Annotated in this window: 17 protein-coding genes; 14 read left to right on the top strand and 3 right to left on the bottom strand. The window is 58.5% G+C overall.

The window, feature by feature from the left end:
* Positions 1–66: 66 nt before the first annotated feature.
* Positions 67–1011, bottom strand: a complete 945-nt coding sequence (locus tag ABLU88_RS05735; RefSeq protein ID WP_048263402.1) for an L-lactate dehydrogenase — start codon at positions 1009–1011, stop codon at positions 67–69.
* Between the two features lie 145 nt (positions 1012–1156).
* Between ABLU88_RS05735 and ABLU88_RS05730 the strand changes: the two genes are divergently transcribed.
* Positions 1157–1639, top strand: a complete 483-nt coding sequence (locus ABLU88_RS05730; protein WP_032749021.1) for a GNAT family N-acetyltransferase — start codon at positions 1157–1159, stop codon at positions 1637–1639.
* Here ABLU88_RS05730 and ABLU88_RS05725 read toward each other — a convergent pair.
* Positions 1593–2471: a LysR family transcriptional regulator gene (locus ABLU88_RS05725; RefSeq protein WP_004851166.1), complete on the bottom strand. Its 879-nt coding sequence runs from the start codon at positions 2469–2471 to the stop codon at positions 1593–1595. The two genes, ABLU88_RS05730 and ABLU88_RS05725, sit on opposite strands and share 47 nt — an antisense overlap.
* Before the next feature lie 105 nt (positions 2472–2576).
* Here ABLU88_RS05725 and sad point away from each other — a divergent pair, with 105 nt between their 5' ends.
* The 7 genes from sad (at position 2577) to ABLU88_RS05690 (ending at position 9940) form a co-directional block, all read left to right on the top strand.
* Positions 2577–3962, top strand: a complete 1386-nt coding sequence (gene sad / locus ABLU88_RS05720; RefSeq protein ID WP_348836212.1) for a succinate-semialdehyde dehydrogenase — start codon at positions 2577–2579, stop codon at positions 3960–3962.
* Between the two features lie 204 nt (positions 3963–4166).
* The gene (glsB, locus tag ABLU88_RS05715) at positions 4167–5093 is read left to right on the top strand and encodes a glutaminase B (protein ID WP_014229486.1); all 927 of its coding nucleotides are present in this window, start codon (positions 4167–4169) and stop codon (positions 5091–5093) included.
* On the top strand, positions 5093–5467 hold the full coding sequence (locus ABLU88_RS05710) for a DUF4186 domain-containing protein (RefSeq protein WP_004851158.1): 375 nt from the start codon (positions 5093–5095) through the stop codon (positions 5465–5467). Before glsB ends, ABLU88_RS05710 begins: the two co-directional genes overlap by 1 nt.
* Positions 5468–5574: 107 nt before the next feature.
* On the top strand, positions 5575–6987 hold the full coding sequence (locus ABLU88_RS05705; protein ID WP_004851155.1) for a GGDEF domain-containing protein: 1413 nt from the start codon (positions 5575–5577) through the stop codon (positions 6985–6987).
* 89 nt (positions 6988–7076) lie between these two features.
* Positions 7077–7607 (top strand): GNAT family N-acetyltransferase, encoded by a 531-nt coding sequence (locus ABLU88_RS05700; protein WP_316534676.1) that lies wholly within the window; start codon positions 7077–7079, stop codon positions 7605–7607.
* A 111-nt stretch (positions 7608–7718) separates the two neighbouring features.
* Positions 7719–9170, top strand: coding sequence for a tagaturonate reductase (locus ABLU88_RS05695; protein WP_348836211.1), 1452 nt, complete (start codon positions 7719–7721; stop codon positions 9168–9170).
* 329 nt (positions 9171–9499) lie between these two features.
* Complete coding sequence (locus tag ABLU88_RS05690; RefSeq protein ID WP_025105746.1) at positions 9500–9940, top strand: GNAT family N-acetyltransferase; 441 nt, start codon at positions 9500–9502, stop codon at positions 9938–9940.
* Positions 9941–10173: 233 nt separating this feature from the next.
* Here the strand turns inward: ABLU88_RS05690 and tam are convergent, their stop codons facing one another.
* Positions 10174–10926 (bottom strand): trans-aconitate 2-methyltransferase, encoded by a 753-nt coding sequence (gene tam, locus ABLU88_RS05685; RefSeq protein ID WP_187228215.1) that lies wholly within the window; start codon positions 10924–10926, stop codon positions 10174–10176.
* A gap of 185 nt (positions 10927–11111) precedes the next feature.
* On the opposite strand from tam, the gene ABLU88_RS05680 reads away from it, so the two are divergent.
* The 6 genes from ABLU88_RS05680 to ABLU88_RS05655 all read left to right on the top strand — a co-directional run bounded on the left by ABLU88_RS05680 (position 11112) and on the right by ABLU88_RS05655 (position 18853).
* Entirely contained in the window at positions 11112–11912 is an 801-nt protein-coding gene (locus ABLU88_RS05680; protein ID WP_143439715.1) for an MBL fold metallo-hydrolase, read from the top strand.
* A 240-nt stretch (positions 11913–12152) separates the two neighbouring features.
* Complete coding sequence (locus tag ABLU88_RS05675) at positions 12153–12572, top strand: hypothetical protein (protein ID WP_004851141.1); 420 nt, start codon at positions 12153–12155, stop codon at positions 12570–12572.
* A 72-nt stretch (positions 12573–12644) separates the two neighbouring features.
* Positions 12645–13013, top strand: coding sequence for a copper-binding protein (locus tag ABLU88_RS05670; protein WP_014229479.1), 369 nt, complete (start codon positions 12645–12647; stop codon positions 13011–13013).
* A 13-nt stretch (positions 13014–13026) separates the two neighbouring features.
* Entirely contained in the window at positions 13027–14274 is a 1248-nt protein-coding gene (locus ABLU88_RS05665) for a TolC family protein (RefSeq protein ID WP_009654697.1), read from the top strand.
* Positions 14274–15743 carry an efflux RND transporter periplasmic adaptor subunit gene (locus tag ABLU88_RS05660; protein WP_032694360.1) on the top strand — a complete coding sequence of 490 codons (1470 nt, stop codon included), beginning with the start codon at positions 14274–14276 and terminating at the stop codon, positions 15741–15743. The genes ABLU88_RS05665 and ABLU88_RS05660 overlap by 1 nt, the downstream gene beginning before the upstream one ends.
* Positions 15740–18853, top strand: coding sequence for an efflux RND transporter permease subunit (locus tag ABLU88_RS05655; protein WP_348836210.1), 3114 nt, complete (start codon positions 15740–15742; stop codon positions 18851–18853). Before ABLU88_RS05660 ends, ABLU88_RS05655 begins: the two co-directional genes overlap by 4 nt.
* Positions 18854–18877: the final 24 nt, after the last annotated feature.

The raw sequence follows: 18877 nt of genomic DNA, 5'->3' as shown, positions 1-18877 counted from the left end.
GAGTGGGTTACACGGCAAACTTATCCTGCGCGCTATTTCTGCGAAACCCGCAGGGAAAATAGACCATCACGGTAGACGGGCGATATTGGCTTTAATCACTTCGATAGAGTGGCGGAATTTCTCCGCTTCATCATCGGCCAGCTGCAGCTCAATAATCTGCTGCACGCCGCTTTGCGTCAGCACCGCGGGAACGCCAGCCGCCGCGCCGGTTACGCCATATTCCCCGTCAAGAATGCACGACACCGCCAGCGCGCGATGGCTGCCGGTGAAAATATTGCGGCAGATTTCGGCGATGGTTCCGGCGACGCCGTACTCCGTGCAGCCTTTGCCGGCGTAAATCTCAAACCCCAGCTTGCGCACTTTTTCGGCAATCAGCTCCCGGTCGAGAGCCTGGCCGGTATGTTTGTGGTAAACATCGGCGATGGCGGAGCCGTAAACCGCCGAGTGTGACCACACCGGAAACTGGGTATCGCCATGCTCGCCAAGAATAAAGGCGTCGATGCTTTGCGCGCCGATATCCAGCGCCTGGGCCAGTACCCGGCGTAAGCGCGTCGTGTCCAGCCAGACGCCGGTACCCAGCACCTGGCCGCGCGGCAGGCCCGAAAGCTGCCACACCTGCCAGGTGATGATGTCGCAGGGGTTGGTGGCAACCAAAAAGATGCCGTTGAAGCCGCCGCGCATCATCTGCGGGACGATGCTTTTAACGATTTTTGCCGTGTTGGTCAGTTCGTCCAGTCGGGTTTGACCCGGCTTGAGCGCGCCGCCGGAAACGGTGATGACCGCGATATCGACATCGGCGCAGTCGCTGGCTTCCCGGGTGGAAATGGTCATCATGCCCGGCATGTAGGCGGCAGCGTCACTCAGGTCCTGAGCGTGCGCTTCGGCGCGTGGTTTATTGAGATCGACAAGGATCAGCTCCTCGCAAATATTCTGGTTTAACAGGGCGTAGGCCGCTGAGGCGCCGACGTTTCCGGCCCCGATAATCATCACCTTGCGCGCTTTGGTATTCATCGTATTTTCCTGATAAAAGACGTTATGTCGCAAAATTACTGCCTCTCAAGGGGGGAGCGCAAGTCGGGTCAGAAGCTATAAGTTAATGCTATGGCGGCTCCGCGGACGCCCCGCGCTACAGTACGCTCAAAAAAGGAGCTTCTTTATGTACACTATCGCCGCGACCCCGCTAAATCACCCGGATCTGACCGCCTTAATTGCCGAGCTGGACGCATACCAGCAGACGCTCTACCCGGCGGAAAGCAATCATCTTATCGACCTGAGCGCGCTACCGGCGGCGTCGGTCATCGCGCTCATTATCCGCGATGCGCAGCACCGGGCCGTCGGCTGTGGGGCCATCGTGCTCGGCGAAGAGGGGGTTGGCGAGATGAAAAGGGTATTTATTCACCCGGCCCATCGCGGCCAGCAGCTGGGGGAAAAACTGCTGGCGGCGCTGGAGAAAGAGGCGATAAATCGCGAATGCCATACCGTACGCCTGGAAACGGGCATCCATCAGCACGCCGCCGTCGCGTTATACACGCGCAATGGCTACCAGACCCGCAGCGCCTTTGCGCCGTATCAGCCGGATCCGTTAAGCATTTTTATGGAGAAGCTGCTGCTTGTCGATCTTCGTTCAGCAGCGCTATAAACGCCTCGAGCTGGCGAGTTTTCGCCCCGCGCCGCCAGACCAGCCAGGTCGTCAGCCAGCGCCACTCTTCGGCCAGCGGCCAGGCGGATACCTGCTGATGGCCCGGCATACTCTCCAGCATACTGCGCGGCATCAGCGCCAGTCCGGCGCCTGCAATGACGCAGGCCAGCATCCCGTGGTAGGACTCCATCTCATGGATCCGCCCCGGGGTGGCGCGATCGGCGTGGAACCAGCTCTCAAAATGACGGCGATAGGAGCAGTTGGCGCGAAATGCGTAGACGCTGGCGCCGTTCACTTCGCTGGCGCGGGCGATGGGCGGGTGGCCAAAGGGCGCGACGATCATCATCTCTTCCGGGAATACCGGTAACCCCTCCAGCCCCGGGTGCACCAGCGGACCGTCAACGAACGCTGCGCTCAGATTTCCCTCAAGTACGCCGTCGATCATGGTGCCGGAAGGACCGGTGGAGAGGGCCAGGTGAATCTTGGGATACCGCTGATTAAAATGCGCCAGGGTAGGGGAAATGCGCACGGCGGCGGTACTCTCCAGCGAGCCGAGCGAAAACAGCCCCTGAGGTTCATCTCCGGCGACCACCATCCTCGCTTCATCAACAAGGGCGAGGATCTGCTGGCTATAGCGTAAAAAGCTGTGCCCGGCGGGGGATAACCGCAGCCGCTGATTTTCGCGAATAAACAGTTCGACGCCGAGATCCGCCTCCAGCTGGCGGATGCGTGTGGTCAGGTTTGACGGCACGCGATGCACCTTCTGCGCGGCCTGGGTAATGCTGCCGGTGCTGGCGACGGCGTTGAACATCTCAAGCTGGGTCAGATCCATTGTGTTCTTCTTTTGTGAATGGGTTGCTTAATATTATTCATTTTTAATGAAAGGAAGGGTAAGCCAGAATAAGGTCACTTCGCAATCAACACAGAGAGAAAAACGATGAATTTATCTGCTACTCATGCGATTTCCGTGAGTCCGACCACCGGTGAAACGCTGTCGTCTGTGCCCTGGGCCAGCGAACAGCAGGTCGATGCGGCCATTGCCCTTGCGGAACAGGGGTATCGTCAGTGGCGCAACGTCAGCGTGGCGGAGCGCGCGGCGACGCTGCGTAACGTCGGTAGCGCGATGCGCGCCCGTGGCGAAGCGCTGGCGCAAATGATTAGTCGCGAAATGGGTAAACCGATTGCCCAGGCGCGCGGCGAAGTGGCTAAATCCGCCAATCTTTGTGACTGGTATGCTGAACACGGCCCGGCGATGCTCAATACCGAGGCGACGCTGGTTGAAGACAATAAAGCGGTGATTGAGTACCGCCCGATGGGGGCTATCCTTGCTGTCATGCCGTGGAACTTCCCGGTGTGGCAGGTGCTGCGCGGCGCGGTGCCCATTCTGCTGGCGGGCAACAGCTATCTGCTTAAGCATGCGCCAAACGTGCTGGGCAGCGCGGCGATGATCGGCGAAATTTTTGCCGCTGCGGGCGTGCCGGACGGCGTCTTTGGCTGGGTGAACGCCACCAACGATGGTGTTTCGCAAATGATTAACGATCCGCGCATCGCCGCGGTGACCGTCACCGGCAGCGTGCGCGCCGGGAAGGCCATTGGCGCACAGGCCGGCGCGGCGTTGAAAAAATGCGTGCTGGAGCTGGGCGGCTCCGATCCCTTTATCGTGCTTAACGATGCCGACCTTGACGAGGCGGTGAAAGCGGCGGTGATAGGTCGCTACCAGAATACCGGTCAGGTCTGCGCCGCGGCGAAGCGTTTTATCGTCGAAGCGGGCATCGCCGAGGCCTTTACGCAGAAATTTGTCGCCGCTGCTGCCGCGCTGAAAATGGGCGACCCGCGCGATGAGCAGAACTATATTGGGCCGATGGCGCGGTTCGATCTGCGCGATGAGCTGCACGAGCAGGTGAGCGCGACCCTAAAAGAGGGGGCGACCCTGCTGCTGGGGGCGGAAAAAATCGAAGGCGCCGCCAACTACTACGCGCCGACGGTGCTCGGAAACGTTACCGCGGAGATGACCGGTTTCCGCGAGGAGCTGTTTGGCCCGGTGGCGACGATTACCGAAGCCCGCGATGCCGATCACGCGCTGGCGCTGGCTAATGACAGCGAATTTGGCCTTTCAGCAACGGTTTACACCACCAGTGAAGCGCAGGCCCAGCGTTTTGCCGATGAGCTGGAGTGCGGCGGAGTGTTTATCAACGGCTACTGCGCCAGCGATGCCCGCGTGGCGTTCGGCGGCGTGAAGAAAAGCGGATTTGGCCGCGAGCTCTCCCATTTTGGTCTGCATGAATTCTGCAACGTGCAGACCGTCTGGAGAGATCGCCGCTAGCCTGCGGAAAAATCCCCGGGTTGCGGTTAACGCCTTTCCCGGGCTACCGATTCGTGCGATTTGCGGGTTTGGTAGCCCGGGCAGGCGCCCCGCTGACGAGCGAACCATCCCCCTGGCGACGCGAGGGCGAGAAAGAGGCTGTTTCTTCGCGTCCCGTGCGCCTATAATTACCGCCCGAATTTTGTTGTTGGCAAGGAGCCGCGCGTGGCGACGGTAATGAATAACGCAATGCTCGATGCCATTTTGGCTGAAGTCAGGCCGCTGATTGGTCGCGGTAAAGTGGCGGACTATATTCCGGCGCTGGCCAGCGTCAGCGGCGATAAGCTCGGCGTGGCTATCTGTACGGTCGACGGTCAGCACTACAGCGCCGGCGACGCGCACGAGCGCTTCTCTATCCAATCTATCTCGAAAGTCCTGAGCCTGGTGGTCGCGATGAACCACTATCAGGAAGAGGAGATCTGGCAGCGGGTGGGTAAAGATCCCTCCGGCCAGCCTTTCAACTCGCTGTTGCAGCTGGAAATTGAACAAGGCAAACCGCGCAACCCGTTTATTAATGCCGGGGCGCTGGTGGTCTGCGATATGCTGCAAAGTCGTCTCAGCGCGCCTCGCCAGCGGATGCTGGAAATCGTGCGTCGTCTGAGCGGTGTGGGCGATATCGCCTATGACCCGGTGGTTGCCCGCTCGGAGTTCGACCATTCGGCGCGCAATGCCGCGATAGCCTGGCTGATGAAATCCTTCGGTAATTTCCATAACGATGTCGCCACGGTGCTGCAAAACTATTTCCACTACTGTTCGCTGGAGATGAGCTGCGTAGAGCTGGCGCGCACCTTTCTGTTTCTTGCCGACCGAGGTATCGCTCCGCACCTTGAGACGCCGGTTATCGCCCCCATTCAGTCGCGGCAGGTCAACGCGCTGATGATGACCAGCGGCATGTATCAGAACGCCGGTGAGTTTGCGTGGCGCGTCGGTTTACCGGCGAAATCCGGCGTCGGCGGCGGGATTGTGGCCATCGTTCCGCAGGAGATGGCGATTGCGGTCTGGAGCCCGGAGCTCGATGACGCCGGGAACTCGCTGGCCGGGATCGCTTTACTGGAAAAACTCACTCAAAAACTGGGGAGGTCGGTATTCTGATGGTGCCCATAGAAAACCTGTTTGCCCGCCTGCAGCGCTCCACTTTTCGCTCCCGTTTTCGCCTCGGCGTGAAAGAACGGCAGTATTGTTATGATAAGGGCGCGGAGGTTATCGACCAGCACGCGGCGGACTTTATCGCCAGTCGGCTGGCCCCTGCGCAAATTCCTAACGACGGTAAGCAGACCCCGATGCGCGGACATCCGGTGTTTATCGCCCAGCATGCCACCGCGACCTGCTGTCGCGGCTGTCTGGAAAAGTGGCACGCGATCCCGCGGGGGCGCGGCCTCAGCGACGAAGAGCAGCGCTACGTGGTGCAGGTGATTCACCACTGGCTGGTGATCCAGATGAATTCGCCGGACCGCAGCAGACCGTAATTCATCGGGCGGCGGTATATGCCTGATAATTATTCTCATGATATGATGAACCGCTTACTAATTATTAACATAATAATTGCCTGAAACAATTAGACGGATAATCATGAATGTCTCCACTGTCGATTCGGTCATTCACGCTGTTTCGTGAGGAACAGCCCGTGCGTGATGCGCTGGTGTTGTTCACTTTAACGCTACTACTGCATTTCTTTGGCGCGATGCTGCGTCTGGTACAAGAATTGTCGTTCTTCTGGCCGCTGAACGCGGTAATGGCGGGGATTTTTGCGCGTTATATCTGGCTAAATCGCAGCTATTTTTACGCCGTTTGTTTTGCCGCCATGCTGGTATATGACGGTTTAACATCTCGTTGGGGAATGGGGTTCGCCTCCTTTCTGATCAACTTCTCCAATATCGTTTTTATCGTCACCCTGGCGCAGCTCATTTTGTGGGATAAGCGCCGGGCTGATTCGATGCCGGGACCGATAAATGCGCTAAGCCTGTTTTGCTACTGTCTGCTGGCGGCGCTGCTCTGCGCGGCCGTCGGGGCGCTGGGTTCGGTAGATGTGGAACGCGCCACGTTTATTCCCCAACTGGCGGACTGGTTTAGCGAACAGTTTTCGACTGCTGTGCTGATCCTGCCGTTCATTTTAACCCTCACGCTCCCTTCGGCGTTCGGGCGTTTTCGCCTGCGTCAGCTGTTGCCGGCGATTGCGCTGGTGCTGTCGATTGTGCTCGGCGTGGCGGTGGGCGGGGCCGGGAGCATAACCTTCCCGTTACCGGCGCTGATTTGGTGCGCGATTCGCTATCCGCTACCGTTAACCTGCCTGTTGACCTTTATTACCGGGATTAGCGAAATTCTGCTGGTGGCGAACTCGCTTATCCATCTCTCCCCCGATACCCGGATGCAGCCGTGGCAGCTGTTTTCAACGCGCCTGGGGATTGCTGCGATGCTGATCAGCCCCATCATCGTCGCTTCCAGCGTTGAGGCGATTAATAACCTGGTCAAACAGCTGGCCCTGCGCGCTGATTTCGACTTCCAGACCCGGGTCTATTCTCGCTCCGGGCTAAGCGAAGCGTTGAAACGTCAGCCGATCGCGGAAAACGAGCTGCTCACCGTGATGGTGCTCGACATCGACGGCTTCAAGCAGGTTAACGATCGCTGGGGCCATGAGTGCGGCGATTGTATGCTGGCCCAGTTTGCTCAGCAGGTGCGGCAGCTGGTGGGTGAAGAGGGCATGGTGGCGCGTATTGGTGGGGAAGAGTTTGCCGTCGCGGCGCTGACCTCATCCGCGCGGGACGGAGTGCTGCTGGCGGAAAAAATTCGCCAGGGCATCGAGTCGCAAACCTTCACCTGGGGGCAAAACAGGATCCAGCTGACCATCAGCATGGGGCTGGAGAGCCGGGCGCCGGGTTCAGCCAGAATAACGGATCTGTTCAACCAGCTGCTCATGGTCGCCGATGATTCTATGATTCGGGCAAAAAAAGCCGGACGCAATCGTATTTTTACGCAAGAAATGGTCTGAATCGTACATAAGAAAATACGATGGTAATTCCGCTTGTGTTAAATATAAGTTAAAAACATAGTGATGTGGTCAATTTCAAGGAGTTACCTATGACCACATCCTTTTCTCTGCGCACGCTGTCGCGTGACGATATTCTTGAACACCTTCCTGAATTAACCGACATCCTCGTCAGCTGCGTCAACGGCGGGGCCTCGGTGAGCTTTATGCTGCCTTTTTCCCCGGAAACCGCGACGGCGTTCTGGCTGCGAATGGCGCAGAGCGTCGCCGCCGGTGAGCGCATTGTTCTCGCCGCAGCGGATGCGCAGCAGCGGCTTGTTGGTACGGTACAGCTGATTACCGACCAGCCGGAAAACCAGCCGCACCGCGCCGATGTCGCCAAACTTCTGGTTCACCAAAGTGCGCGGCGTCAGGGGTTGGCGAATGCGCTGATGGCCCGACTGGAAGCCATCGCGCGCGAGCAGGGTAAGAGCGTTCTGGTGCTGGATACGGCGACCGGCAGCGGAGCAGAAAACTTTTATGTACAGTGTGGTTGGGAAAAAGCCGGGGAAATTCCACGCTATGCGCTGATGCCCGACGGCGAGCTGACGGCAACATCGCTGTTCTATAAATTTCTGTCATAAATTTTATATTGCATACAGCTTTGATCAAAACAGGGTTTCACTTGCGTAAAAACCTGATAACTTATTGGACCAATTACTCAGGTTGTATGACTACTCTATGAGGGAACCCTTGTGAAAACACTAAACCGTCGCGATTTCCCGGGCGCGCAGTACCCTGAACGTATCATTCAGTTTGGCGAAGGTAACTTCCTGCGCGCGTTTATCGACTGGCAGATCGATCTGCTGAACGAGCATACCGACCTGAATGCCGGGGTGGTGATCGTGCGTCCGATTGAGAGCTCATTCCCGCCGTCGCTCAGCACCCAGGATGGCCTCTACACCACGATTATTCGCGGCCTGAACGAGAAAGGGGAAGCGGTCAGCGATGCGCGTCTGATCCGCTCGGTAAACCGCGAAATCAGCGCCTATGCGGATTACGATGAACTGCTGCGGCTGGCGCACAACCCGGATATGCGGTTTGTGTTTTCCAATACCACCGAAGCGGGTATTAGCTACCACGCGGGCGACCGCTTCGACGATGCGCCTGCGGTGAGCTATCCGGCAAAACTGACCCGCCTGCTGTTTGAGCGCTACAGCCATTTCTCCGGCGCGGCGGATAAAGGCTGGGTCATCGTTCCCTGCGAGCTGATTGATTATAACGGTGAAGCGCTGCGGGAACTGGTGCTGCGCTATGCGCAGGAGTGGGCGCTGCCGGAAGCGTTTGTGGCATGGCTGGATGAAGCCAACGCTTTTTGCTCCACCCTGGTAGACCGTATTGTGACCGGCTATCCGCGCGATGAAGCCGCGCAGATTGAAGAGCAACTGGGGTATAAAGACGGCTTCCTCGATACCGCCGAACATTTCTACCTGTTTGTCATTCAGGGGCCGAAATCCCTGGCCGCCGAGCTGCGCCTCGATAAGCTACCGCTTAATGTGCTGATTGTTGACGATATTAAACCGTACAAAGAGCGTAAAGTGGCCATTCTTAACGGCGCGCACACCGCGCTGGTGCCGGTCGCCTTCCAGGCAGGCCTGGATACGGTGGGCGAAGCGATGAACGATGCGGAAATCTGCTCATTCGTCGAGAAGGCGATTTATCAGGAGATTATTCCGGTTCTCGATCTGCCGCGCGATGAGCTGGCGTCCTTCGCCAGCGCGGTAACCGGTCGTTTCCGTAACCCGTACATCAAGCATCAGCTGCTGTCTATCGCGCTGAACGGCATGACTAAATATCGTACCCGCATTCTGCCGCAGCTGCTGGCGGGCCAGAAGAAAGAGGGGGCTCTCCCGACGCGCCTGACCTTTGCGCTGGCGGCGCTGATCGCCTTTTATCGCGGCGAGCGTAACGGTGAGAACTATCCGGTTCAGGATGATGCCGAATGGATGGAGAGCTATAAGGCGCTATGGGCCCAGCATCGGGATGCGCAAATCACCACCGGCGAGTTGGTAAAAGCCGTACTGTCCGTTGAATCCCACTGGGAGCAGGACCTGACGAAAGTGCCGGGTCTGGTTGATCGGGTCACGCAGGATCTGGATGCTATTCTGCGCGACGGCATGCGCGCCGCCGTTAAGCCATCATGCTGATACTCTAAAGTCCGCTGACGGACGACCAGAATAGCGTCGATCGTGTCGGCCGGGTAAGGCGTCAGCCGCCGCCCGGCACTCATCCGGGCACATTCCTGAAGCGATGGAGCATCACTCTCAACCCGGCAGCTGCCGGGTTAGTTTGGCATTCGCATTAGTTACAACATACTTCTGTGTTTTTTTATAAACGCAGATCTGAAAGATTGTGCCCATTTCGTCCGGCAGCGGAAACAGGGGCAATTAAGAGAAAAAGATGAATTGTGCCCCCGGCGGTTGAACTAATTATCTGACTGGAAAATAATGGCTTATCCAAACGAGGGATGAGACCCATGGTCATTGAAATTCGTGAAGTGAGCCAGCAGGACAAAGCGCAGTGGCTACAGCTTTGGGAAGGCTATACCCGTTTCTACGGTAGCCCGCAGCCATCCGACGTCACGGAATATACCTGGCAGCGGATGCTTGATTCCGCTTCTCCCATGCTGGGCCGGGTTGCCCTGGCGGATGGCAACATCGCTGGATTTGCGATTTGTGTCCTTCACGAAGGCACCTGGGTAAAGACGCCTGTTTGCTATCTGGAAGATCTGTTTGTTGCCCCGCCGATGCGCGGAAAAGGCATCGCCAGGGCGTTGATGCAGGCGCTGCAAGCGGAAGGGAAAGAGAAAGGGTGGTCGCGGCTGTACTGGCACACTCGTACTGATAATCCGGCCCGGCGTCTGTATGATGAATTTACGCCCGCCGATGACTATGTTCGTTACCGCGTGACGCTCTGAAAATCTGAGATTAAGAAGTTATTAAGATTTCCCCTGTAAAACAGGGGAAACGACTCAGGAGTAACAAAATGGAAAAACGCATAGAGACGGTTGTGAACCTCATCATGTTTCTTTCGCTGCTGGCCACCGCATGGGATCTCTCTCTGGTCCATCATCTGTCCTGGTAAACCTGGCCTACGGCGCCTGCTTCCTGCGCCGTAGCGTTCTCTCCCTCTTTTTACACTCCGATGGCGCTAGCGGCGCGCGACGATAAACAGGCGCGGAAATCGCAGCAGTACCTTTCCGTTACACTGTAACGGATAGTGCTGTTTCAGCCGCTCCAGATAGCGTCCGAGAAACGCCTGGCGCTGCTGTTCATCAAGCGGTTGTAAAAACGGTCGCAGGCCCGTTGACTGTAGCCATTCAATAATGGCCTGGTGCGATGCCAGCGGGTGATGGTAGGTGGTGCGCCAGATATCCACCTCGCAGCCGCTGGTGGTCAGCATATCGTAATACTCCGACACATCCGGCAGCGGCTGCCGCCCACTGGCCGGATGCCCCAGCTCTTCAGCAACCTGACGCATCAGCACGTGCGAGGGCTCTTGCCAGTTCACCGGCATTTGCACCGCCAGTACGCCGTTTTTCGCAAGATTGCTGACCAGATATGGGAAAAGGCGCTGATGATCCGTGAGCCACTGCAGCGAAGCATTGGCATAAATCACGTCCGCCGGCCGCTCGGGGCGAAATGTAGCGATATCCGCCTCGACGAACCGGCAGTCCGGTAGCCGCCGGGAGGCCTCTTCCAGCATGGCCGGAGAATTATCAACGCCGATAATCGTGGCATCTGGCCAGGCATCGCGCAGCAGAGCGGTACTGTTGCCAGGTCCGCAGCCCAGATCAACGGCCAGCGTGGCGGGATGGTGGGTGATGCGGGCGAGAAGCTCGGCGGCGGGCCGCGTACGCTCAGCCCCGAATTGCAAATAAAGTGAAGGATTCCAGTCTGCCATAGCGCGCTCCGGTTAAGAGAAACTCGTTCATCAGCATAGACGGCAATGGTTATCTGGCAACTAAACAGAATCAATATGTTACTTTGTTGTGACGCTGTCACTTTTCCTTATGCAGGGTTCATCACGGCATCCCCGCCAGCGGTTGGCTACAGTAGGCGTCGCAAACCAAGGGGGATGGTCATCAAATGGCGTTAATCATTAAGGTGTTACTCGAAAACCGGCTTGGCAAGGGGCAGGACAGCCTGCTGCAGGCGAAACCCGGATTAAGCCTGCTTGTGGAGGATGAAACCAGCCGGGTGCTGTTTGATACCGGGCCAGACGGCACGTTTCTTCATAATGCGCAGCGTATGGGCGTCTCTTTATCTGACCTGACCGCCACGGTGCTCTCCCATGGACATTACGATCACTGCGGCGGGGTGCCGTGGCTGCCGGACAACAGCCGTATTATTTGTCATCCGCAGATTGGACTCACCCGCTACTCGGCGTTATCTCTCGCAGGACGCAACTGGAAAGTCAAAAAGCTGTCGCGAGACATCGACTACTCCCGCCACCGCATGGAGTACAGCCGCGAGCCGGTGGCGATCGGCGAACGACTGCTGTGGTCCGGTGAGATTACGGTCGCTCACCCGCGTGCCTATGGCCTCCTGACGGGTCAATCCCAGGGTGAGGACTATATTGTCGATGAAGGCGTCCTGATCTACCGCTCGACGCGAGGGTTAGTCATTATCTGCGGCTGCGGACATCGCGGATTGATCGATACGATTCGCCACTGTCAGAAGATCACCGGCGTCCAGCGGATACGCGCCATCATCGGCGGCCTTCACCTGCGCAGCGCGCCGCCGTGGGGGATACGTCGGCTAAAGCAGTTCTTGCGCCAGCAGAAGGTCGAGGAGGTGATGGCCTGCCACTGCACCGGTTCATGGGGGCGCTGGTGGCTAGCGGAGAGTAGCGCGCCGGCAACCGGCGATACGTTGGTGCTGGAATAATAATCGCGTTCACTTTTGCTAATTACATATAAATAACATTTTTGCTTTTTATTAAATACATTATCCGCCGGCTATACACCTTCCCCCAAGGGGAAGGTCAAATACTGATATCCCTTTTTGGTGTAAATATTTATAGAGAAACTTCATTCTATTTAACCTGGAGTTTTCTCTTTGAAATATCGTTTAATTCTTGCAGTGAGTGTGATTTAATCCAGCGGTCGTCTAATTGCGAATATCACTATGATTCAGTCACTACAGGCATTATTTAAACAAGCAACCCGGCGCCGGCTTCGTATCCGCGCAGGGCTTGTTATTGCCTGTTGGTTACTGCTCAACCTTCAGCTCGCCGTCGCGGCGCACCATGGCGGCCAGCAGCAGCCCGCGGCGCCGCAGGTGCAGATTCACCATATTGTCGATGGCATGATGAACATGCCCGGCATGGAAAACGTCGGCCAGAAAGTTATCTGTGAGAAGCACTGCGACCCCGATACCGCGCAGCCTAACTCTTTAACCTCTCTACAGCTGAACGCGCTCCCCTCCGAAACCGCGCTACTCGTGGTTTCCCCGCAGCAGGAGACCTGCGCTGAACGTATGGACTGGCGCACGCCGCCGGTCACCGGTCCGCCGGTTGAGATACGCTTCTGCCGTTTCAGGGAATAACGCACCGTTAAAAACATCCATCAGATCTGCCCGGTCTGCGGGCGACTTTATGTTTTTTTCGGAGACTTTATTATGCGTTCGACCTCTATTTTTCTGCTTATTACCAGCGTACTGACCTTTTCCTTCAGCGCATTTACCGCCAGCGCGGAAGACGCCGCGATGCACCATCACACCATGTCCTCCATGGCGGATATGCCGGAGATGAAGAAGGCGGATGATTCCGCCACGCTTTATTCGGCCAGCGGGGTCATTAAAGCCTGGCGCGACGATGCCGTCGTGATTGCCCACTCTCCGGTTACCGAGCTGAACTGGCCGGCGATGACCATGAGCTTTGCGCTCGCTGATAACCACGATAAAAAGCTGGCAGTGGGAGAGCAGGTCGATTTCACCTTCCGCCAGACCGACTCCGGCTACGCGATCGTTTCAATTACCGCGCGATAATTCCGGAGTCATTATGCACATCTTCAATAAGGCGGCCTGCGGGCTGCCGCTTTTACTATCGCTGATGTCCACCAACGGCTGGGCAACGACGCTCGCGGAGGCCCTGTCGGCGGCGGAAAACTACTCCGCCGAGCTCTCCGCCAACGATCATCAGGTTAACGCTTTGAAGAATATGGCGGATTCCGCGATGCAGCTCCCCGATCCGAAGCTGAAATTTGGTATTGAAAACGTCCCGCTGGGCGGCAATAACGCCGGCCGTCTCACCCGCGAGGGGATGACCATGCAAAGAGTTGGCGTGATGCAGGACTACGTCAGCAGTACCAAGCGTGAACGGAAAGCCGACTCCATTACCGCCGAGGCGCGCCAGACCGCCGCTAATGCCGATGTTATTCGTGCCCGGCTGCAGCGGGAAACCGCCCAGGCGTGGCTGGCGCTGGCGCTGGCGCAGAAGTCGCTGCGCTCGGTGCAGACGTTGATTAGCGAAACGTCCCGGCAAATCGACGTACAAAAGGCCGGCGTCAGCAGCGCCAGCGCCAGTCCCAGCAGCGTGCTGGACGTTCAGCTGGCGCTGAATGCGATGAAAAATGAGCAGGATAACGCCCGCCGCGATGTACAGATCGCCCAGGCACGCCTGTTGCAGCTCACCGGGAAGGAGGTCCGCGATATCTCCGGCCCGCTGCCGCGCATTGAACGTCTGCCTGCCGACGAAGCCGACTTAATGGCCGGGATTAAACTTCACCCGGAAGTGATCCAAGCCGCCAGAGAAGCCGATCTGGCGAAAGCGAAATCAGGACAGTCGGAAGTCGCGGCGATCCCCGACGTGGGCGTTGAGGTTTATTACGCCCGACGCGGTGATGATTATGACGACATGGTGGGGGTAATGTTTACCGTCGATATGCCTATTTTTCAGGGCAAACGCCAGGACAAAGACCACGCAGCGGACGTCTCCCGTACCTATGAAGCCAACGATCGGCTGACGTTATTGATGCGCGAACATCAGGCGCAGCAGTATCAGCTGATTTCGCAATATAACGCCGCGAAAGCCATTTACGATCGCCAGCAAAGCGAGGTGCTGCCGCTGCTGCGCAAGAAGGTGAGTCTCGTCAATGCCCAGTATCGGGGCGGCAGCTCCGCGCTGCCTGAGCTGCTCGCCGCCCGTCGCGATCTCCTGAGCGGAGAAATTGCCAGCAACAATGCGGAGAAAGCGCTTGCCGATGCGTGGGCCGCTATTCGCTACCTTATTCCACAGGATGTTAAATAATGAAGCTTAAATCTGCTCTTACCCTTGTGGCGCTGGCCGTCGCCCTTGCCGCCGCGGGCGGCTACTGGCTGGGTTCGCGAAGCGCGCCGATGCCCGCCGCTGGCGGCGGCCAGGCGGAAACGGGTCGCAAAGTGCTGTACTGGTATGATCCAATGGCCCCCGCTACGCGCTTTGATAAACCGGGTAAATCGCCGTTTATGGATATGGATCTGGTGCCGCGATACGCCGATGAAGGCGCGGGAGAAGACGCCGGGGGCGTGCAGATTAGCGCCCGCCAGCAGCAAAACCTTGGCGTCCGTACGGCGAACGTCTCCCGCCAGACGCTGGCGATGAAGCTCAATGCTTTTGCTACCGTGGCCATTGATGAGCGGGGCGTTGAAACGGTACCGGCGCTGGCCAGCGGTCTGATTGAGAAACTTTACGTCAACGCCTCCCAGCAGTTTGTGAAAAAGAACGAGGCGCTGGCGGAGCTGTGGATCCCGCAGTGGGCGGCGGCGCAGCAGGAGTATCTGGCGGTGAGGCGGCTGGGCGATAGCGGGCTGACCGCCGCGGCCCGCGACCGCCTGCGGCTGCAGTTTATGCCGGAAGCGGTTATCCGTAGCGTTGAGCGCAGCGGTCAACCGCAAACCCGCATGACGGTGCGCGCGCCGCACGATGGCTACGTCAGCAAGCTGGATGTGCGCACCGGCGCGCAGGTCACGACAGCCCAACCGCTGTTCGAGCTGGCCAGCCTCGATCCGGTCTGGATCGTGATTGATTACCCGCAAAGCCAGGCCAGCCTGCTGCGCGAAGGCAGTAAGGTGACAGCCACCACCGGCAGCTGGCCCGGTATGGCGTTTCAGGGAACCGTCAGCGAACTGCTTCCCGACCTCGAAGCCACCACCCGTACGTTGAAAGCCCGCGTAGTGCTGAATAATCCGCAGCATCGGCTCAAGCCGGGCATGTATTTAAACGTTGAGCTGGCTGAGGCGCAGCAGGAGAGCGCCGTTCTGGCTATTCCGGAAGAGGCATTAATTGCCACCGGCACCAGCAATCGGGTGCTGATCGCCGACGGCGAGGGGCATTTCCGTCCGGTCGAGGTGACCGCAGGGCGAACGCAGAATGGTCTGGTTGAGATTAAATCCGGCCTCGAAGCGGGCCAAAAGGTGGTGACCTCCGGGCAGTTCCTGATTGACTCCGAAGCCAGCCTGCGCAGCGCGCTGCCGCAAATGGCCGGGCAAGAGGAGGAGGCAAAAAGCTACTCAGCGCAGGGCGTTATTAAGGCCGTGAGCAATGAGGCGGTAACCATTGCACACCAGCCGGTACCGGCGCTGAAATGGCCGGCGATGATCATGGATTTTGCTATTACGCCGCAGCTGCGGGAACAGATGCGGCCCGGCGAGTCGGTGATGTTTCACTTCGTCCTGACCGATGAAGGGGCGCGAGTCACCTCAATGATGCCGCTGAACGGCGCTAAGGAGCAGCCATGATTGCCGCCGTTATCCGCTGGTCATTGCGCAACCGCCTGCTGGTATTGCTGGCGACGCTGATTATGGCCGCCTGGGGCGTCTGGTCGGTACAGCAGGCGCCGCTGGACGCGCTGCCGGATCTCTCCGATACCCAGGTGATCATTCGCGTGAGCTATCCGGGGAAAGCGCCGCAGATTGTCGAAGATCAGGTGACTTACCCGCTGACCACCACCATGCTGTCGGTGCCGGGAGCGAAAACCGTGCGCGGCTTTTCGATGTTCGGCGATGCTTATGTCTATGTGCTGTTTGATGATGGAACGGACCCATACTGGGCGCGCTCCCGCGTGCTGGAGTACCTGAGCCAGGTCCAGAGCAGCCTGCCGCCGGAAGCGAAAGCGTCGCTGGGGCCGGATGCCACCGGCGTCGGCTGGGTGTTTGAATATGTGCTTACCGACAAAAGCGGCCAGCATAGCCTCGGCGAACTGCGGGCGATTCAGGACTGGATCCTCAAATATGAACTGAAAACCGTGCCGGATGTTTCGGAGGTGGCCAGCGTCGGCGGAATGGTCAAAGAGTATCAGGTGATCCTTAATCCTGACCGGCTGCGAGCGCTGAACGTCACCCACGAGCAGGTGATTAGCGCGATCCAGAGCGCCAACCAGGAAGGGGGCGGTTCGGTGCTCGAGCTTGGCGAAGCCGAATATATGGTGCGCACCACCGGCTACCTGAAGTCCATCGACGACTTTAACCAGGTGGTTATCGCTGCGCGCAGCGGCGTGCCGGTGCTGCTCTCCGACGTCGCCAGCGTGCGCCGGGGACCGGCGATCCGGCGCGGCGTCGCCGAGCTCAACGGCCAGGGCGAGGTGGCGGGCGGGATAATCATTATGCGCTCGGGTAAAAACGCGCTCAGCACCATTAACGCGGTAAAGGCCAAACTGGCGGAAGTGCAAAAAAGCCTGCCCGCAGGCGTGGAGATTGTTCCGGTCTACGATCGTTCGCAGCTGATTAAAAACTCCGTCGAGACCCTGACCCATAAGCTCATTGAGGAGTTTATCGTCGTGGCGGTGGTCTGCTCGCTGTTTCTGTTCCACTTCCGCAGCGCGCTGGTGGCGATGATCACGCTGCCGCTGGGGATCCTTGGCTCGTTTATTGTGATGCACTATCAGGGCGTCAGCGCCAATATGATGTCGCTCGGCGGAATTGCGATCGCTATCGGGGCCATGGTCGATGCGGCAATCGTGATGATTGAAAATATGCATAAGGTGCTGGAGCAGTGGCGGCACGAGCATCCCGAACGCCAGCCGTCTTCTGCCGACTACTGGCAGATTGCCCAGCACGCGGCATCGGAAGTGGGGCCTGCGCTGTTTTGCAGCCTGCTGATTATCACCCTGTCGTTTATTCCGGTGTTCACCCTCGAGGCGCAGGAGGGCAAGATGTTCTCGCCGCTGGCCTTCACCAAAACGTATTCGATGGCGGTGGCCGCTGGACTCGGGATCACCCTGGTGCCGGTGCTGATGGGCTACTTTATTCGCGGCAAAATTCCTGATGAAACCGCCAATCCGCTCAACCGCTGGCTGATTCGCGCCTATGAGCCGCTGCTGGATAAAGTTTTGCAGTGGCCGAAGGCGACGCTGGCGGCGGCGGGCCTGCTGCTGGTTGCCACGCTGTGGCCGCTGGCGCAGCTCGGCAGCGAATTTCTGCCGCAAATTGACGAGGGCGACCTGTTGTATATGCCCTCCACGCTGCCGGGGATCTCCAGCCGCGAAGCCGGACGCTTGCTGCAGCAGACCGACCGTCTGATCAAGACCATTCCTGAAGTGCAAAGCGTATTCGGCAAGGCCGGGCGGGCGGACAGCGCTACCGACCCGGCGCCGCTGACCATGCTGGAAACCACGATTCAGTTCAAGCCGAAAAGCGAATGGCGGCCCGGCATGACCATGGATAAGCTGATCGAGGAGCTCGACAATACGGTGAAGGTACCGGGGATAGCTAACGTCTGGGTACCGCCGATCCGTAATCGCCTGGACATGCTGGCGACCGGCATCAAAAGCCCGGTCGGCATCAAAGTGAACGGTAACAATCTGGCGGAGATCGAAAAGACCGCCGAAGAGATTGAGCGCATCGTGCGTAGCGTACCGGGGGTGACGTCGGCGCTGGCGGAACGCCTCGACGGCGGCCGCTATATCGATATCGCTATCGACCGGGTGAAAGCCGCCCGCTACGGCGTGTCGGTGAAGGAGCTGCAGTCAATCGTCGCCAGCGTCGTCGGCGGCGATAACATCGGCGAAACCATCGAGGGGCGAGAACGTTACCCGATCGGCGTCCGCTACCCGCGCGAAATGCGCGACTCGCTGCAAAAGCTGCGCGATCTGCCGGTAGTGACCAGCGGCGGGGCGCAGGTAGCGCTCTCGGAACTGGCGGACATCACCATTACCGACGGCCCGCCGATGCTGAAAAGCGAAAACGCCCGCCTGTCGGACTGGATCTACGTGGATATTCGCGGGCGCGACTTAAAATCCGCAGTTGATGAAATGCAGAGCGAGGTCGGCAAACGGGTCAGGCTGCCGGAAGGCATCTCGCTGACCTGGTCCGGGCAGTATGAGTACCTTGAGCGCGCCACCGCGAAGCTGAAAATCGTGCTGCCGTTTACCCTGATGATTATCTTTATCCTGCTTTACGTCACTTTCAGCCGCGTTAAAGACGCTCTGCTGATTATGGGAACTTTGCCGTTTTCGCTGATCGGCGGCGTCTGGCTGCTCTGGCTGCTGGGCTACAACCTGTCGGTAGCCGCCGCCGTGGGCTTTATTGCGCTTGCCGGCGTGGCGGCGGAGTTCGGGGTGATTATGGTGCTCTATTTGAACCAGGCGATCGCGAAACGCCGCCCTGAGCTGAACGATCGCGCGCTCAACGAGGCGATTCATGAAGGGGCCGTGCTGCGCGTGCGCCCGAAAGTGATGACCGTGGCGACAATCATGGCCGGACTGCTGCCGATTATGTGGGGAGGGGGCACCGGATCGGAGGTGATGCAGCGTATCGCCGCGCCGATGATCGGCGGGATGATCACCGCGCCGCTGCTCTCGATGCTGGTGATCCCGGCAGTCTATCTCCTGACGCACCGTAACAAACGCTAAAGTACAACGCCCGGGCCAGGCGGC

The sequence above is a fragment of the Klebsiella sp. GW_Kp182 genome, from assembly GCF_040062275.1.
Classification (GTDB): domain Bacteria; phylum Pseudomonadota; class Gammaproteobacteria; order Enterobacterales; family Enterobacteriaceae; genus Klebsiella; species Klebsiella michiganensis.
This window is presented reverse-complemented; position numbering and strand designations above follow the sequence as displayed.

Excerpts from the sequence above, each read along its gene's own strand:
- ABLU88_RS05735 (WP_048263402.1), bottom strand. The coding sequence starts at position 1,011 with ATGAATACCAAAGCGCGCAAGGTGATGATTATCGGGGCCGGAAACGTC.
- ABLU88_RS05730 (WP_032749021.1), top strand. The coding sequence starts at position 1,157 with ATGTACACTATCGCCGCGACCCCGCTAAATCACCCGGATCTGACCGCC.
- ABLU88_RS05725 (WP_004851166.1), bottom strand. The coding sequence starts at position 2,471 with ATGGATCTGACCCAGCTTGAGATGTTCAACGCCGTCGCCAGCACCGGC.
- sad (WP_348836212.1), top strand. The coding sequence starts at position 2,577 with ATGAATTTATCTGCTACTCATGCGATTTCCGTGAGTCCGACCACCGGT.
- ABLU88_RS05710 (WP_004851158.1), top strand. The coding sequence starts at position 5,093 with ATGGTGCCCATAGAAAACCTGTTTGCCCGCCTGCAGCGCTCCACTTTT.
- ABLU88_RS05705 (WP_004851155.1), top strand. The coding sequence starts at position 5,575 with ATGTCTCCACTGTCGATTCGGTCATTCACGCTGTTTCGTGAGGAACAG.
- ABLU88_RS05700 (WP_316534676.1), top strand. The coding sequence starts at position 7,077 with ATGACCACATCCTTTTCTCTGCGCACGCTGTCGCGTGACGATATTCTT.
- ABLU88_RS05690 (WP_025105746.1), top strand. The coding sequence starts at position 9,500 with ATGGTCATTGAAATTCGTGAAGTGAGCCAGCAGGACAAAGCGCAGTGG.
- tam (WP_187228215.1), bottom strand. The coding sequence starts at position 10,926 with ATGGCAGACTGGAATCCTTCACTTTATTTGCAATTCGGGGCTGAGCGT.
- ABLU88_RS05680 (WP_143439715.1), top strand. The coding sequence starts at position 11,112 with ATGGCGTTAATCATTAAGGTGTTACTCGAAAACCGGCTTGGCAAGGGG.
- ABLU88_RS05675 (WP_004851141.1), top strand. The coding sequence starts at position 12,153 with ATGATTCAGTCACTACAGGCATTATTTAAACAAGCAACCCGGCGCCGG.
- ABLU88_RS05670 (WP_014229479.1), top strand. The coding sequence starts at position 12,645 with ATGCGTTCGACCTCTATTTTTCTGCTTATTACCAGCGTACTGACCTTT.
- ABLU88_RS05665 (WP_009654697.1), top strand. The coding sequence starts at position 13,027 with ATGCACATCTTCAATAAGGCGGCCTGCGGGCTGCCGCTTTTACTATCG.
- ABLU88_RS05660 (WP_032694360.1), top strand. The coding sequence starts at position 14,274 with ATGAAGCTTAAATCTGCTCTTACCCTTGTGGCGCTGGCCGTCGCCCTT.
- ABLU88_RS05655 (WP_348836210.1), top strand. The coding sequence starts at position 15,740 with ATGATTGCCGCCGTTATCCGCTGGTCATTGCGCAACCGCCTGCTGGTA.